The 14,299-nt window shown below is 39.5% G+C and carries 18 protein-coding genes and 1 pseudogene; 13 read left to right on the top strand and 6 right to left on the bottom strand.

Features of this window, described 5'->3' with window-relative positions; genetic code table 11:
* The first annotated feature begins 105 nt into the window (after window positions 1-105).
* Complete coding sequence (locus AC4QJR_RS26725) at window positions 106-897, top strand: hypothetical protein (RefSeq protein ID WP_496524796.1); 792 nt, start codon at window positions 106-108, stop codon at window positions 895-897.
* Window positions 898-1,014: 117 nt separating this feature from the next.
* On the opposite strand, the pseudogene AC4QJR_RS26720 reads toward AC4QJR_RS26725, so the two are convergent.
* A pseudogene (locus AC4QJR_RS26720) lies at window positions 1,015-1,098 on the bottom strand (YjcZ family sporulation protein); the annotation flags it as partial.
* A gap of 888 nt (window positions 1,099-1,986) precedes the next feature.
* Between AC4QJR_RS26720 and AC4QJR_RS26715 the strand changes: the two are divergent.
* The 4 genes from AC4QJR_RS26715 to AC4QJR_RS26700 all read left to right on the top strand — a co-directional run bounded on the left by AC4QJR_RS26715 (window position 1,987) and on the right by AC4QJR_RS26700 (window position 4,715).
* Window positions 1,987-2,454, top strand: coding sequence for a GNAT family N-acetyltransferase (locus tag AC4QJR_RS26715; RefSeq protein WP_496524795.1), 468 nt, complete (start codon window positions 1,987-1,989; stop codon window positions 2,452-2,454).
* A 77-nt stretch (window positions 2,455-2,531) separates the two neighbouring features.
* A complete protein-coding gene (locus AC4QJR_RS26710; RefSeq protein WP_496524794.1) occupies window positions 2,532-2,879 on the top strand; it encodes a hypothetical protein in 348 nt (115 codons plus the stop codon).
* Between the two features lie 310 nt (window positions 2,880-3,189).
* Complete coding sequence (locus tag AC4QJR_RS26705) at window positions 3,190-3,711, top strand: CBO0543 family protein (RefSeq protein ID WP_496524793.1); 522 nt, start codon at window positions 3,190-3,192, stop codon at window positions 3,709-3,711.
* A 482-nt stretch (window positions 3,712-4,193) separates the two neighbouring features.
* Window positions 4,194-4,715 carry a hypothetical protein gene (locus AC4QJR_RS26700; protein ID WP_496524792.1) on the top strand — a complete coding sequence of 174 codons (522 nt, stop codon included), beginning with the start codon at window positions 4,194-4,196 and terminating at the stop codon, window positions 4,713-4,715.
* Between the two features lie 48 nt (window positions 4,716-4,763).
* On the opposite strand, the gene AC4QJR_RS26695 is transcribed toward AC4QJR_RS26700, so the two are convergent.
* A complete protein-coding gene (locus AC4QJR_RS26695) occupies window positions 4,764-5,276 on the bottom strand; it encodes a GNAT family N-acetyltransferase (protein WP_496524791.1) in 513 nt (170 codons plus the stop codon).
* Between the two features lie 131 nt (window positions 5,277-5,407).
* Between AC4QJR_RS26695 and AC4QJR_RS26690 the strand changes: the two genes are divergently transcribed.
* Complete coding sequence (locus AC4QJR_RS26690) at window positions 5,408-5,929, top strand: GNAT family N-acetyltransferase (protein WP_375374555.1); 522 nt, start codon at window positions 5,408-5,410, stop codon at window positions 5,927-5,929.
* Between the two features lie 41 nt (window positions 5,930-5,970).
* Here the strand turns inward: AC4QJR_RS26690 and AC4QJR_RS26685 are convergent, their stop codons facing one another.
* On the bottom strand, window positions 5,971-6,516 hold the full coding sequence (locus AC4QJR_RS26685; RefSeq protein ID WP_496524790.1) for a DUF3231 family protein: 546 nt from the start codon (window positions 6,514-6,516) through the stop codon (window positions 5,971-5,973).
* A 153-nt stretch (window positions 6,517-6,669) separates the two neighbouring features.
* Complete coding sequence (locus AC4QJR_RS26680) at window positions 6,670-7,131, bottom strand: DUF3291 domain-containing protein (protein WP_496524789.1); 462 nt, start codon at window positions 7,129-7,131, stop codon at window positions 6,670-6,672.
* Window positions 7,132-7,265: 134 nt separating this feature from the next.
* On the opposite strand from AC4QJR_RS26680, the gene AC4QJR_RS26675 reads away from it, so the two are divergent.
* Complete coding sequence (locus tag AC4QJR_RS26675; RefSeq protein ID WP_496526755.1) at window positions 7,266-8,063, top strand: putative protein N(5)-glutamine methyltransferase; 798 nt, start codon at window positions 7,266-7,268, stop codon at window positions 8,061-8,063.
* A gap of 70 nt (window positions 8,064-8,133) precedes the next feature.
* Here AC4QJR_RS26675 and AC4QJR_RS26670 read toward each other — a convergent pair whose 3' ends face one another.
* Window positions 8,134-9,345, bottom strand: a complete 1,212-nt coding sequence (locus AC4QJR_RS26670) for a C40 family peptidase (RefSeq protein WP_496524788.1) — start codon at window positions 9,343-9,345, stop codon at window positions 8,134-8,136.
* Between the two features lie 296 nt (window positions 9,346-9,641).
* Here AC4QJR_RS26670 and AC4QJR_RS26665 point away from each other — a divergent pair, with 296 nt between their 5' ends.
* The 4 genes from AC4QJR_RS26665 to AC4QJR_RS26650 all read left to right on the top strand — a co-directional run bounded on the left by AC4QJR_RS26665 (window position 9,642) and on the right by AC4QJR_RS26650 (window position 11,556).
* On the top strand, window positions 9,642-9,785 hold the full coding sequence (locus AC4QJR_RS26665) for a YwzD family small protein (protein WP_251459459.1): 144 nt from the start codon (window positions 9,642-9,644) through the stop codon (window positions 9,783-9,785).
* A gap of 375 nt (window positions 9,786-10,160) precedes the next feature.
* Window positions 10,161-10,337: a hypothetical protein gene (locus AC4QJR_RS26660; RefSeq protein ID WP_180229960.1), complete on the top strand. Its 177-nt coding sequence runs from the start codon at window positions 10,161-10,163 to the stop codon at window positions 10,335-10,337.
* Between the two features lie 56 nt (window positions 10,338-10,393).
* Window positions 10,394-10,972, top strand: a complete 579-nt coding sequence (locus AC4QJR_RS26655; protein ID WP_496524787.1) for a hypothetical protein — start codon at window positions 10,394-10,396, stop codon at window positions 10,970-10,972.
* 92 nt (window positions 10,973-11,064) lie between these two features.
* The gene (locus AC4QJR_RS26650; RefSeq protein WP_496524786.1) at window positions 11,065-11,556 is read left to right on the top strand and encodes a CBO0543 family protein; all 492 of its coding nucleotides are present in this window, start codon (window positions 11,065-11,067) and stop codon (window positions 11,554-11,556) included.
* Window positions 11,557-11,775: 219 nt separating this feature from the next.
* On the opposite strand, the gene AC4QJR_RS26645 is transcribed toward AC4QJR_RS26650, so the two are convergent.
* Window positions 11,776-12,702: a helix-turn-helix transcriptional regulator gene (locus AC4QJR_RS26645; RefSeq protein ID WP_496524785.1), complete on the bottom strand. Its 927-nt coding sequence runs from the start codon at window positions 12,700-12,702 to the stop codon at window positions 11,776-11,778.
* Between the two features lie 126 nt (window positions 12,703-12,828).
* Between AC4QJR_RS26645 and modA the strand changes: the two genes are divergently transcribed.
* Window positions 12,829-13,620, top strand: coding sequence for a molybdate ABC transporter substrate-binding protein (gene modA / locus AC4QJR_RS26640; protein WP_496524784.1), 792 nt, complete (start codon window positions 12,829-12,831; stop codon window positions 13,618-13,620).
* A 3-nt stretch (window positions 13,621-13,623) separates the two neighbouring features.
* Window positions 13,624-14,280 carry a molybdate ABC transporter permease subunit gene (gene modB / locus AC4QJR_RS26635; RefSeq protein WP_496524783.1) on the top strand — a complete coding sequence of 219 codons (657 nt, stop codon included), beginning with the start codon at window positions 13,624-13,626 and terminating at the stop codon, window positions 14,278-14,280.
* Window positions 14,281-14,299: the final 19 nt, after the last annotated feature.

Genomic DNA, 14,299 nt, shown 5'->3' with positions numbered 1-14,299 from the left:
TATATGTCTAAACCCTGGACAATCATGGAACATAGGATAAATTTGTAGTCATGAAAAGCCAGCATAGAAAAAAATGAATAACAGATGTGAGGGGTAAGTGCCGAAATGGAAGATCGAAAACAATACCGTGATGAATTGTTGGAATGGTGTAATAACTTTAATTCTTATTGGAATAGTGTGAAACCGCATGTTTCAGACTGCTTGGACACGGATCGTGTAGAGGAGTGGGAAGGGGCTTGCCGCCAATTACGAGAGAAATTACAGGAAGATGAAACCGTGGAATTGGAGGACTATCTGACAGCAAAAAGCCTTTATGAACAGTGGGAACAGCAATTCAAAGGTACGGATGCCCCTCAAGAAGTGATGGATGTGGATTCCGGGCACCGTTTGGTAGTGGAGGAGCAGCCACAAAGCCACGACGTATTATTGGACTTTGAAGGTACTCAAGAAGATCTTGAAGTTGTTTATGACCATCGCATGGAAATAGGGGAGCAAACGGAAATCTACGGTGAACTATGGGAATCGGATGTGACTCAGGAAGAGCTTGTAGTTGGTTCGGACCACCGTTTGGTAGTGGAGGAGCAGCCACAAATCCAGGATGAATTAATGGCAACCAATGCTTCTCAAGAGATAGTTGGGATGGAAAAATCGAAAGGGATGGAGTTGGATGAACAGCTCTATTACCGTGAAGATTTGTTGGAAAGGTGTAATCACATTTACTCCAATTGGGAAAGTATGAAACCCAGTTTTTCAAAACTTTTTGAGAGCTTAGTGGAGTGGGAGGTATCATACCGCCATTTTAAAGAGAAATTAGAGGCAGATATAAAAGCGGACTTCGATGATTATCAGAAGGCTAAACATCTGCTGGAAAATGGTATGCTTTTGGGGAAGAAATAGAGAGGTAACCCCGATTCCAACCATCTGAAGGTGTGCCGAGAATACAAGTTAAGAATAGGAAAAAGGACAGATTACGCAAATCTGTCCTTTTTTCCTTCCATCAAGTGGCATGTTAGATTAGCCCCAGAAAGAAGTTCCTACAATGATCAACAAGATGAAAAGCACAACGATTAAAACAAAAGTGCTGCCGCCGCCATAACCGCCGCCATAGCCGCCGCCGTAACCGCCGCCGTATCCAAATCCACAACTCATAGATGTTTCACCACCTTTTACTAATAATTTGGATGTAAAAATCATCCTCAAGGTTATTATATTTTTTACTGTAGAAGGTGATTGGACAAGTTACTAATTATTCGAAAAATCCGCAAATATACTGTATGAAGTTGGGAATAAGGAATGATACAGGAAAACCCACTCAAACTAGGCTATAATTTTTTTATCCCATGGCACTGTTATTTTTCATTGTTGATTTTCGAGTAGGTTTGAGATTCAATAGGCGGAGAATTTCCGGCTAATGTATATAGAGGAGGCTTTAGAAGCAGATATAAGCGGAGAAATTCCGCTTAACTGCCCGAAATAAGACAAAATCCAAAGTTTTGGATAAGATAAGCGGAAAAACTTCCCTTATTTTTAAGGAAATACGGGTATTTCCCAATTTAACCGGAATTTTTCCGTTTATTTTTCAAACACAGTGAAATCAACATTCAGTTAAAATAGGCTCTTTCTCTTATAAAATTCATTCATTGATCAGCGGTTTTATTAGAAAATGCGGCGACCTCTAAAGAAGATAGCAAAGATGACAAAGAACGGTTAATGACGAAAAACAAAAAGAAGCGTATGTATAGGACATACGCTTCACCCAGAGGTGAAAAAATGTTTAGCTTGGCAGCGGATGAGAGATTCCTGTCTCTCCCTAATAAGCTATGCAAAGTTGATATAAGAGAACTGGACAAGCGTGTAGAAAGGGGCAAAAATTTTTCGAAAATAATAAAATACAAAAAACAACACCCATTCCTATTGGAAAAATTTTCAATTGAGGTATTATAATTACTATATAAATAGGGATTTCAATAGAGGGGGGATTCTAGAATGCAATTTTATTTTTATCATGAGCGCTTCAAGGATGCGATCGACCAGTATCAATTAGACGAGGAACAACTTCGTTTTACTGCCGAGCCCAAGGATTGTATTAAACTATCTAACGAAGATTCCGAGCGTTCTTCCATCCTAGCCATGGAAAACGATGAACTCGTTACTTTTTTCGTTTTACATAGTAATGAGGGGGTCAAACCCTATTCGGACAATGATTATGCGATTTTGTTAAGAGCTTTTTCAACCGATTTCCGTCATCAAGGCAAGGGCTTTGCGAAAAAAGCACTAACGCAGTTACCTGCATTTGTAAAAGAAAATTATCATGAAATCAATGAAATTGTCTTAGCGGTTAACGTGGGAAATGAAGCAGCACAGGCATTATATGAAAAGTGCGGGTTTGTTGACGAAGGCGAACGTCGAATGGGACGAAAAGGTGAGCTGATTGTCATGAGTTACTATTTATAAATTTGGGGCATGTATCCACACTTTGATACAGAACGTATCATAGCTTATTTAGAGAGAGGTAGAGAGGAGGAAAATTATTGGAGGATAATGAACGTCAGCGAAAGTCGACAAGAGACAGGGACCATTTTTCAAAGGTAATGTTTGGCGACCGCCAGCCAAGAGGCACATCTCAATCTAAAGACAGCTCGAAACCTAGAACAAACCGTTACGATAATTGGTTTTTTGGGCGGGGAAAAAAGCAGGATGAGCACAAGCAGCAGGAACAGTCCTTTCATGATAAAGTGGAAAGCATCATAAACAATGTGGATATAGAATTGTTATTTAATACGTATGACACCATTGTGACAACAACCGAACAATATAAACCATTATTTAAAGAAATGGCGCCACTCTTTAGCAAATTTACTGACAAATTTAAAAAGTAGTGGTGGAACAGCAGCAAGTTAAGTGGCGAAATATACTGTAGAGGGCGGGGTGTTAAGATTTTCTTAAGAATCATTCACTATTATAAAGATAATCTTTTTTCAAGACCCCCTTTGATATATGACTTGATGCCCTCGAGGATTGTTTTCGAACAGTCTAGAGGGCTATTTTTTTGCAAATCTTTAATGAAGATGAAATTTCACTGGAAACGATTAAACCATAGGGTTATGTAATTATTTTAAACTTCTTTGACTAATGACTTTCTTTTTTAGAAATAATTAACATATTGGAAAAAAGAGGTGGGGGGATAATATGCATCTTTTCCTTGCAATCCTATTTTTACTTGCAGCTATAAGATGGGGGGATTGGAGAAATTGGAAGAGGTATTACCCTACCATCCTATTTTTTATCGGTGGCGACCTTTTGAAGAACACGATACTTCATGACCATCGTATGTGGGAATATCAAGAAACATTATTTGCAGAAGAGATATTTTACGGCCATCTAGTGATCAATCTCCTTGTCATGGCGGTGATTTATCCCTCTACCATCTTGATATATCTTGGGAGGATGCCGCTTGAAAAGGGGAAGCAAACCTTCTGGATCCTATTTTGGGTGTTCATTTATTTAACTATGGAGCTCATTAATTTTCACTATGATGCGATTAATCATTACCACGGATGGAATATGTGGTGGTCGTTTATTTTTGATATGGTTATGTTTGTTATCCTTTGGATTCATCATAATAAACCACTGTTGGCTTGGGCTTTTTCCATTACATGGCTCATTATTTTGTGGAATGTGTTTAATTTATCCCATAACTTGTTGAAATAAGGGGAGTTTATGAGTATATCCGTTATATCATCCATCACTTTACTAATTCTCATTTCTTTTTGTGTTGCACCCAAAAAAATGCACATATTTGAAATCATTTTTAATTGGCTTGTTGTTTGGCTTCTCATACACCCGTTATCTTGGATTATTTATGTTAATTTAATGTGGTTAAAAGTATCGACAAAATTAGTGGATTTTTGGACGTATGCTTTTGATCGTTTAATTCTTATTCCGCTTTTGATAATCATCTTTTTTGAGATATCGTTGAGGTTCGAGCGAAAGACAGCAAAATTTATCACTCTAACTGTGGCGATTTTTATTTTAATGATGGATGAATACGCTTTAATCCAAATGGGAGTTCTTCTTAAATTGAATTGGAATATTTACTATTCTTTTATGGAAAAGGCCTTTATTCTTCTTGTTTCTTATTTTTTATGGACGAAATTTAGGAGAAAATTTTTTTAAGAGGGGTTTAGGGGAGCATGTTTTTATATTTACCAAAACACTTTGATGAGAATGAATGGTTCATAATCATTGCCTTGGTTTTGAGTATATTCTTGGTGAGGTTGCCCAAAAGAATGCCAACGGAAGTTTCTTACTTAATCGTGCTATTAAGTCTGGCTATTCCTAATATAATCGACCATAGCATTGCTGCCATCTCTCCTTTTGATGCCTATCAAATCACGGATTCGGAGAAGTATGAGGTATTTGATATTCTATTAAGCGGAGTTTATATTCCATTTGGGTATCTTTGTGTGTATTTTTATGAATGGTTTAGACCGAAGAAACTGAAGATTGCACTTTATATTCTTTGCTGGGCACTCTTTGCTCTTTGTTTTGAGTTTGTCCTAGTAAAATTGAATGTCTTTACTTACCGTGGTTGGAAATTGATCTATTCGTTTCCTACCTATTTGCTAGTCATTTCTCTATTCTTAATTTATTATGAGTTCCTGCTTTCTCAGCATAAAAAAAAGATGGAATCTGAATTTAATGAGAATACCTAAATCGTAAAGCGACCGATAAAATTACCTCGAGGTTGAAAAGGGGCTAGGTTACAACCCAACCCCAAACAACCTCAATTCCTCCGCATCATGCGGCAGCTGAATCATCCCTTCAAACTTCATTCCAATCTTCTCAAGAACCCGCGCGGACCCGACATTGTCCTCAGAAGTGATGGCTACAACCCGCTTCAGACCGAGTCCATCTCTTGCATACCCAAGCGTGGCGGCCGCCGCCTCAAAGCCATACCCCTTTCCCTGGAACCTTGATAAAAAGGCAAAGCCAAGATCAACATCATCCAACCCATCTCGTTTGATCAATCCGCATATCCCAATCGGCGTCCTAGCTTCATCCTTTAATTCCGTCAAAAATAGTCCAAATCCCAGTCGGGAGTACATTTCCATCGGCCCTGTTACGATATAGTTTCTAGCATCTTCTATCGTCCGCACCCCGCGATCACCGATGAAACGCACCCACGAGGGATCATTCAACAGCTCGAGAATAAACTCGGCATCATCTGGTTTTAACCAGCGGAGTACTAATTGATCTGTTTCCATTACTTTCATTAAAACGCACCTCATCTCATGTGAATTTCTATCTAAATCATACAATATCATGTATTCTGAAAAGGAAGATAGTGACAAATGATAGGGTCAGTTCCTCCTGATGGGAGGAAACATCAAAGGGGAGATCGCCAATGACAACGACGTTTATAAAATTAACAAAACCTACTGCAAGTATTGTAGAAGCAATGAATCGCTGGGAAAACGATCCGGCCATAATTGCGTTAACGCGCCACAACCAAAACCAAGCCGATTTGGATCGCCGCGAAACCTTGTCCCTTGAGGAGGTAACGAAACGGATGGAAGACCATCACATCTATCTAATTTACCACGATGACCAGCTGGTGGGGGAATTGAATTATATGATCGATCCGCCGCACCTCTTCAAAAAAGAGCCGGGAACCGCCTGGCTGGGCATTACGATTGGTGAATCCGCAGGGCAAGGCAAAGGGATTGGTCATGCAGCCATTCGATATTTAGAGGAACAGGTTAAGGCGCAGGGAATGAAGCGAATGGAATTAGGCGTGTTTGAATTCAACGAGCGGGCAAAGAAACTCTATCAAAAGCTGGGTTACACTGAAATCGGCCGGATCGACAATTTTACCTATTGGCAAGGAAAAATGTGGACGGATATTCGTATGGAGAAGTATCTATGATACATAGCCCGAATGAATCAGAATAGAAGGCACCAGATAAATTATTTTGGTGCCCCAGGAGGATAGTAATAGGGCGGGACCTTGATCCAGCCTCTTTTTCTCATTAAATCTTTTAGGGAAGCGCCAAATTGCATTTTCTCCAACATAGCGTGAGTAAACATCGCACTTACATCATTTCTGATCGATTGTGCGGCACTTGTCGCACAATGGACAATGGATGTAACCGTTTTAATACTTAATCCATTCATGATTTCATCGTCTGTCAGTTTTGTCCCCAAAGGAACTCCATCTGGATTTGAAAGAGGACGCTCTTCACTTGTTGGTGGTAAGTGAATGCCTTCTTTAATCATAAATTTTTTAAACCTCTGACCTTGTGTTTCGCATTGTCTTAAACTTTCTTTTAAGATCCTAACTACATCATCATCTTTAGAAGTGTTTAAAGCAATTTGGATAAAAACACTAGACTCATCCATGATGGTTTGATACATCCAGCAAGCCATAACTTCACCTACGTGAAGAGGATTTTTCGGTTCCCCATCTAAGTTCATTTGTAAGAAGTCTTTTAGTGATTCAAATATAGAAGTCATGATAAAAACCTCCTTTCATGATTGGCGGCAGAGAATCTAGCTCAAGTAGTTTTGGTATTTATAGGCTTACCAGAGATATACAAACTATGTATTGAAAGGGAGGAGTAAATATCAAAAAATTCCCAATAAAAAAAGAGCTTACTTGCTCTTGAATTAGTAGTGGCCATCAGGAACATCCCCCTGGTTCCACTTAAAGTCAAACGCAAAAGGGGTTGATCCATGCTGGAGATAATAGTTGTATCTTTTAAAAGCCTCCTCCCAGGATACATCGTCCGCCTTCTCCGTCCGCCACACCACATAGGTAGGTTGTTTCTCTTGATGAGATTCAAACCACTTGTTCCTGTCTCGTAAGGCTTGCAAATGTTGTTTCGAATAGGTGAAACGGGATAAAGATTGAAGGCTTTTCCATACCGTTAGTGTAAGAATAGGAAACCCCTCTCCTTTGATCACTTCCTCAGGGAATGGAACTCCGTCAGAAGAAAACTCCTTTATAAGCTGCCCTGATCGATAAGCTTGTCGCATGACTTCGTATCCCGCTTCAAAAAACTCACGAGAAGCAGGATGTTCATACGGATGTTTTAGCCTGCCAACAGTATAGATCGCCACAAAAGACATAATAATCCCACCTTTTATTCTTTTAACCTACATATATTCAAGAAAGACTGGACTAATTCCGGTGAGGAGTAGAAGAAGGATGTTCTTCTATTTCATCGAATTAGTGATAAACCAAAATTAAAAGGGTGATTGAAATAGAAAAAACAGTAGGCAACGATACGGTCACATATATTGTCAACAAGCTCCGGAGTGCGGGGTGTGTTTTTGCGGAAGAAGAGGCTCAGATACTCGTTTCAGAGGCGCAATCATTAGAGGACCTCTTGAAAAAGGTGGAATGGCGGGCAGATGGTTCCCCGCTTGAATATGTAATTGGATGGTCTCAGTTTTGCGGCCTTCGGATCGAGGTGGAACGAGGAGTTTTCGTACCGCGGCAACGGACAAAATTTCTTGTTCAGCAGGCCCAAGAGCTAGCTTGTTCTGGTGATATCGTCGTTGACCTCTGTTGTGGTTCAGGGGCGATAGGTGCCGCGCTGGCAGCGGCTAGGGGAGAAATTATGTTGTATAGTTCGGACATTGACCCCATTGCCATTCGATGTGCAAGGAGAAACGTAACGAAATTCGGCGGTCAAGTTTTTGAAGGGGATTTGTATAAGGCCCTGCCACAATGGATGAAAGGTCACATAAATATCCTTGTGGCTAACGTACCTTATGTTCCCACGAATGCGATCGAGCTGCTTCCACTGGAGGCTCGTCTTTATGAACCACATTTGGCTCTGAACGGAGGCGAGGATGGCTTAAATATTTTACGAAGAGTGGTAACAGAAGCCCCTTATTGGCTCGCGCCGGGAGGACATCTATTAATCGAGACGAGCGAAAGGCAGGCACCACAATCTTTTGAGATTTTTACAAATATAGGATTGACTACGAAAATAGTGAGAGACGTAGAATGGGACGCTACTGTTGTGATTGGGACTAATACATCATTTGTATGACAAAAACCGCCCATAAAAGGCGGCTTAGTTGAACAGCCTAGAACGTTGTTAAGGAACTGTCCATATCTTATTAGTAAAATCGTTTAAAGCTCTCGAAGTGGTCTTGATAATACTTGCTTTGTAAATTAGAAATCATTACACCGCCATCGTTAGCGTGGATGAATTGGTTGTTTCCTAGGTAGATTCCTAGATGTGAAATACCTTTTTTATATGTATTTTCAAAAAAGACAATGTCCCCGGCTTTCGGTGTGTTGACATAATAGGTGCGGTCATAGAAACCTTCCGCTGAATAACGGCCAATTTTCATCCCAGCTTGATTAGCCACGTAATAGACGAAACCACTGCAGTCAAATCCCTTGGGCGTGCTGCCGCCCCAGACATAAGGAATCCCAATCAGTTTCTTGGCACTTTCGATCATCTTCGCAGAGACATTCGTAGTAACGGTTGGTTCAGTCTTTGTCCCAGGAACTTTTAGCCTTTGGGCGACGAAGATATTGTCGGAAGTAAGTTTATTGAGCGCCTTCAACTCATTGACGGTCAGCTTATATTTGCCAGCGATCTTTCCCAGTGTATCCCCACTTTGAACGACGTAATCTGTCGTCCCCTTGACAGTTGTTGCTGGAGTCGTTGTTTTCGGCGGTGTGGTGGCCACAGGTTTGGTTGTTACTGGAGTCGCAGCTGCTTTTTTGGCAGGAACCTTCAGCTTTTGACCGACATAAATCATATCGGATTTTAGTTTGTTCAATGACTTTAAGTTCGTCACGGAGGTTGAATGTTTCCCGGCAATCTTGCCAAGGTAATCGCCTTTTTGGACAGTATACACACTAGTCGCTGTCTTGGTTGTCTGCGGCTTGGCTGGAGTCGTTGTTATCGTTTTGGTTGTGGTCGTGGTTTGTTTCGGCGCTGACACCTTTAGCACTTGCCCGACATAGATAACCGTATTACTCAGTTTGTTCCACTGTTTTAGTTCTGCCACGGTCACATGATAACGGTTGGCAATCTTAATCAAGGCATCCCCTTTTACAACGGTGTAAGTGGTGGGCTGTGACGCTTGGGTCATTTTCCTCGCTACCGTGATCTGGAGCATTTGATTGACAGAGATAAAATCCGACTTCAACCCATTTGCTGTTTTGATTTCTTTGACACTCGTATGGTATTTTTGTGCGATTTTCCCTAAGGTATCGCCTTTTTGAACCTTATATGTATCGGCCATGGCAGTGCCTGCAAATACAGTCGAAAGCAGGGCAGCTGTCGATAAGGCTCGAACAATAGTTTTCTTCACTAGCAAATCACCTCTATTTTTTTCACAGTTTTATTAATTTTACCATAGTTTGCTAGTGTTACGAAGAAAAAAATGTAAATATTTCCTGAATTGTTAGCAAAAATTGATGTATTTCCTGAATTATTAAAATAATCAAGACGGAAACTCGACTATTTCTTCACCAATTAGAACAAATCCTTACAAAATTCATTAAATTATAACAAAATTCGCTGGAAATACATTTACATCTTTCTGCTAATCTAGTAAAATTGTCAATTAGATTAAACTAAAGGAGGAAAAAATAGGTGGATCGGTCGATGGAAGCTAAAAGCTCCAAAATAGATAATTTCTCGGAAATCGTGAGAAGAGCTTACGAAACGGGCGTTAACGAGCATGAAATCACCCTAGAAAAACTAATCGCAGACCTAAAAGCAGACTTGAAAAACTTAATGGTCGGTTAAATATATATATAAATAAGAATGATATAGGCCACCGAGGGTATCTCGGTGGCCATTTGTGTGTTTTAGGGAGAATAGTGCCCGTGGGGTGGGTGGAAAAGTGTCATCAACGGAAACCAAAGGAGGCGAATGATGCCCGTGAGCCACCAAAAAAAGCTTCAACGGTAACTAGAGAATTTTATAACATAAATCAGAACTCTTATAACACATTTCTTGAGATTTATAACATAAATCAGAACTCTTATGACCTATTTCAAGAAACTTACGACATTTCCTGGATAAAATTAGGATCCGAATCAAACAAGAATGATTGGTATAAACTATGAAATTATTGTCTATCCTTATACTATAAAACTAGTTTTGTAGGGGTGGAGATCAATGAGTATAGAAGAATTAAATAAAATCATTGCGGTCAAAAAGATGGATTTAGAGGAGTGTGAGCAAGAACTTAACAGTCGTTACTATCCCTCGATAGTCAGAATGGCAATGACGAATTATATATTAATACTACAAGAACAATTAGAAAGGTATAATAACGATCGGATTAATTTGTAGTAAGGCATATTATCTTTTTTACTGGTAATCATAAACATTATTACCGATTTAAAAGGATGATAAAATTGTCAGACCCGCGAATAATTCAATTTGATAAAGCCGTGAATCTGAGAGAAGAGTCTACAAATGCTTTTATCGATTATTGGAGAGACCATGCACTATATACCTCTTTAGAATATTGGATAATGGTCGCTTTACTAGTGGTACCACTCATCTTTCTAGTCTTCAAAATTGATAAGAGTAAGATGTTTTTAATCGCATTTTACGGTTATAGCATTCACGTATTAGCTGCGTACATAGACTTATTTGCGATAAATAGCGGGAAATGGAATTATCCATTTCCACTAATACCGTTTCTTCCTAGTATTTCTATCGATTCAAGTATTGTGCCGGTTACTTTTATGCTTGTCTATCAATGGACGCTAAATCATAAAAAAAATTTCTACGTGTATTCTACAATTACAGCAGTATTTTTCTCACTTGTTTTTAAACCGCTGCTTGCCGGGCTAGGCTTGTTCCGGATGTATGGAAATATGAATTACTTTTATCTTTTGATTATATATGTGTTAGGATTTATAGCAGCAAAATTGATTACTAACGTATTTTTATGGCTTCAGAAGAAATACACCAAATGATGATAAGGATCGCCGTGGCGGTCTTTTTCTATGGCCAAAAACTTGGAAATAATCACCTTATATTGGGAGATAATAAATATGAGGTGATTTGTGTGAGTTCTGTGATAAAGAATCTGGATTTACATGCTCAAGGGAATTGGCTGCCGATCAGTTTATCGTTGCTGTTGTTTTTATTTGCTCTTTTTATGCCCAAGAAAGAGATCGGGTGGAGAGAATGGTATATTACATTTGGAGTCGTTGGATATATTGCCTGGATTGGTGATTCTTTAATTGGAAGAATGTTGGATCTAGTTGATTTTGGCCACCCGAACGTAACAGGAATAGGTGAGTTTTTAAGCTACAGTTTCATTCCTTCGGCGCTGTCTGTTATGTATTTAAACTATTTAAAGAAAACAAATAAATGGACACTAGTGATTATTTTTACCATCATTGCTACGTTAATTGAATGGGGAATGAGGAAAGTGGGATATATAAAGCCTCATGGCTGGAGTTTCTACATTTCAATACCGTTGTATTTTGTGGTATTTAGCTTTTTCCTTCCTTTACACAGGAAAATAATAGAGGACCGGAACCTGGAAAAGTAAAATAAGCGGAAATTTTCCGGTTAAGTGCAGAATGGAGCTCGTTTCGGGGTGGAATAAGCGGAGATTTTCCGCTTATGCATAGAAAAATTCCCTATTTTTAACGTTTTCTGAGCCAATAGGCGGAATTTCTCCGTCTATTTTTGCCTTTTTTAATAAAAAAAACAAAATAAGCGGAATTTTTCCGTCTATTGATCAGCCCGGGTGCTTAACCTATCTCCATTAAAAGGTTTCATAAATAACTTTCCCTGTCTGAGAAGTATCATAGTCCCCTAAAGAGTTAATTTCAGACTGAAAGTGACTCGATGATAGAATTTCCTTGACTGTGTGGATTAGTGGTTCCGTTTTGGGGGTTTTTATGATAACCAGGTCATATTGTTCTGTTATTAATGGAACAAAATCAACTCCAACTATTTTCGCAGCTTTTTCAATTCCCACGCCTAAATCTGCTGATCCAGTCGAGACAGCGGAAGCCACACTTAAATGGTTGCTCTCTTCGTGGTCATAACCTTTTATGTACCTAGAAGGAATCTCGTTGATTCTGAGTTGTTCATCAAGCAGGATTCGTGCTCCGGACCCTTTCTCGCGATTAATAATTTTCACATCTTCTCGTTTTAAATCCGTCCAAGAGGTGAGATGTAAAGGGTTGCCTTGTTTAACGTAAAAACCTGCTTTTCTCGAAAGAAGGTTGATTAAAATAAAAGGAAAGCCCACTAATATTTTTTTTATATAGGGTAGATTATACCCGCCTGTATCCCCATCAAACAGATGTAAGCTAACGATGTCGCCATCACCATTGTACATGGAGATGAGGCTGTTTAAACTTCCCGTAAAAGATCTTAATGGTTTATAGGCAGAACTTTTCTCGATGTGTTTACCTAGGATATCTAAAACGAGGTCTTGTCCACTAATGACAATGTTAGGGGATTCCTTTTTATGAGAATCGGCACCAGAGGGTGGGAAGGTAGTAGTCTGATTCGTTTTATGATTATTTATATAATTGTCCAGGTCGTTTGAATCAATTCTCATCTGTCTGCCTACACGGAATGCAGGTAGCTGCCCTTTTTTCACCAGGTCATAGAGGGTCAATTTCGAAACCTTTAATAGCTGCGATACCTCTTCAATCGTATAGGAAAGTTCCTTTGACATTTGCATCCCTCCATCATTTATTTTAACTGAAACAGATAAAAAAACGATTCTTTATCTATTTATTTTAGTTATAACTAATTATAATAAGTTATAACTAAATATAATCAATTAAAAAGGAGAGGGAAAGTGAAAAAACCTTTAATTTACTCATTGATTCTATTATTACTGGTTTTATCTGGATGTTCAGAGAAGCCAGAAGAGCAGAATCAAAAAGTTTCAGATAAGAAAGTGGAGTTGACGATTTCAGCAGCTGCTAGTTTACAAGAAGCCTTAAATGAGATTAAAGCAACCTTTGAGAAGGAACACCCATCAGTGAAAGTAAACTATAACTTTGGAGCATCAGGGGCACTCGCGCAGCAAATTTCTCAGGGTGCGCCTGTCGATCTTTTCTTCTCAGCCGCTGAGGATAAATTTGATCAATTGGTTCAAGACGGGCTAATCGAGGAGTCAAAAGGGACGGATCTAGTTGGAAATGAACTCGTATTAGTGGTGCCAAGCGATGCAAAAAAAGAGATTAAAGGATTCGAGGACCTGACCAAATCAGATAAAATTTCCATCGGTACCCCTGAAGCAGTGCCAGCAGGACAATATGCGAAAGAAACATTAGAAAAAGTAAATGTGTGGAAAGCGATGGAAGACAAAGTGGTATATGCCAAGGATGTCAGACAGGTGCTTACATATGTAGAGACGAACAACGTGGACGCAGGAATTGTCTATAAAACAGATGCTTTGGTTTCTCAAAAAGTAAAAGTGGTAGCAACCGCAGCGGAAGATACTCACGCTCCCATTATTTATCCATTAGGTGTGATTAAGAACAGCAAGCATCCTAAAGAAGCCCAACTATTCTATGATTATCTTCAAAATGAAGCAGCGCTGAAAACGTTCGAGAAGTTTGGATTCAAAGGAGTAAAAGAATAGACAATGACAACTGAGTTTTGGTCACCAGTCAAACTATCCATCGAGATCGCAACAGTTTCAGGGGTATGGGTATTAATTTTAGGATTATTTTTTGGGAAGGTGATGGCTCATACGAAGTTTAAAGGGAAGACCTTAGTGGAAACGGTGTTCCTTTTACCCTTAGTATTGCCGCCTTCTGTCGTTGGCTTCTTGTTAATTGTGATATTCGGAAGGAATAGTCCCATCGGACAAATCATAGAAGAATTATTTAACCAACCTGTGATGTTTACGTGGGGGGCGGCTGTCATTGCCTCTTCTGTTGTCGCTTTTCCTCTTATGTATCAATCGGCTAAGACAGGATTTGAAGCGATTGATGGAGAAATTGAGCATGCAGCTCGGGTGGACGGGGCAACTGAGTTCAAATTATTTATGCTTATTTCGATGCCGCTTGCACGGAAAGCGATCCTTTCGGGTGCCATATTGAGTTTTGCGAGAGCATTGGGGGAGTTTGGAGCGACATTAATGTTTGCTGGAAACATCCCAGGCAAAACCCAAACCATTCCAACCGCTATTTACGTAGCCCTAGATTCTGGCAATATGGGATTGGCGTGGTTATGGGTATTGAGTATGGTTGGTATTTCATTTTTCATGCTGCTATTCGTCCACAACATGAAATCTTGAAGGTGAAAAAGAAGGTGAC

Source organism: Neobacillus sp. BP17 (assembly GCF_059579525.1).
The sequence above is the reverse complement of the archived record's forward strand: the minus strand, read 5'-3'. Positions and strand labels throughout refer to the sequence as shown.

Coding starts and splice junctions, on each gene's coding strand:
- AC4QJR_RS26715 (WP_496524795.1), top strand. CDS start 1,987: ATGCAATTTTATTTTTATCATGAGCGCTTCAAGGATGCGATCGACCAG.
- AC4QJR_RS26695 (WP_496524791.1), bottom strand. CDS start 5,276: ATGAAAGTAATGGAAACAGATCAATTAGTACTCCGCTGGTTAAAACCA.
- AC4QJR_RS26705 (WP_496524793.1), top strand. CDS start 3,190: ATGCATCTTTTCCTTGCAATCCTATTTTTACTTGCAGCTATAAGATGG.
- AC4QJR_RS26690 (WP_375374555.1), top strand. CDS start 5,408: ATGACAACGACGTTTATAAAATTAACAAAACCTACTGCAAGTATTGTA.
- modB (WP_496524783.1), top strand. CDS start 13,624: ATGACAACTGAGTTTTGGTCACCAGTCAAACTATCCATCGAGATCGCA.
- AC4QJR_RS26685 (WP_496524790.1), bottom strand. CDS start 6,516: ATGACTTCTATATTTGAATCACTAAAAGACTTCTTACAAATGAACTTA.
- AC4QJR_RS26665 (WP_251459459.1), top strand. CDS start 9,642: ATGGAAGCTAAAAGCTCCAAAATAGATAATTTCTCGGAAATCGTGAGA.
- AC4QJR_RS26725 (WP_496524796.1), top strand. CDS start 106: ATGGAAGATCGAAAACAATACCGTGATGAATTGTTGGAATGGTGTAAT.
- AC4QJR_RS26660 (WP_180229960.1), top strand. CDS start 10,161: ATGAGTATAGAAGAATTAAATAAAATCATTGCGGTCAAAAAGATGGAT.
- AC4QJR_RS26680 (WP_496524789.1), bottom strand. CDS start 7,131: ATGTCTTTTGTGGCGATCTATACTGTTGGCAGGCTAAAACATCCGTAT.
- AC4QJR_RS26655 (WP_496524787.1), top strand. CDS start 10,394: ATGATAAAATTGTCAGACCCGCGAATAATTCAATTTGATAAAGCCGTG.
- AC4QJR_RS26700 (WP_496524792.1), top strand. CDS start 4,194: ATGTTTTTATATTTACCAAAACACTTTGATGAGAATGAATGGTTCATA.
- AC4QJR_RS26645 (WP_496524785.1), bottom strand. CDS start 12,702: ATGTCAAAGGAACTTTCCTATACGATTGAAGAGGTATCGCAGCTATTA.